Consider the following 425-nt stretch of genomic DNA (forward strand, 5'->3'; position numbering starts at 1 on the left):
TCCGAGGACGATGCAGTTATAAACGTTGGTGTTTCCGGGCCTGGCGTTGTAAAAAGAGCTTTAGAGGCTGTCAGAGGCAAGTCAATTGACGTTGTCGCTGAAAAAATCAAAACAACTGCGTTTAAAATCACTCGAATTGGCCAACTAATTGGTGGATTGACTGCAAAAAAACTTGGTCTTCCTTTTGGAATTGTTGATTTAAGTTTGGCTCCAACGCATGCTCGTGGCGATTCAGTTGCTGAAGTTTTAGAAGAAATTGGTCTGGAACAAGTCGGAACACATGGAACGACGGCTGCTTTAATGCTTTTAAACGACGCAATTAAAAAGGGCGGTGTAATGGCCAGTCAACGAGTTGGCGGTTTATCAGGAGCATTTATTCCAGTTTCCGAGGATGCTGGAATGATAGATGCCACAGTTGCCGGAAC

General features: G+C 44.2%; 1 protein-coding gene. It reads left to right on the plus strand.

Features of this window, described 5'->3' with window-relative positions; all coding sequences use genetic code 11:
* The coding region (locus KH893_RS12460) for a DUF711 family protein (protein ID WP_281166359.1) at positions 1 to 425 on the plus strand (425 nt) is incomplete at both ends.

Source organism: Liquorilactobacillus sicerae (assembly GCF_029916425.1).
In the GTDB taxonomy this organism is placed as follows: Bacteria; Bacillota; Bacilli; order Lactobacillales; family Lactobacillaceae; genus Liquorilactobacillus; species Liquorilactobacillus sicerae.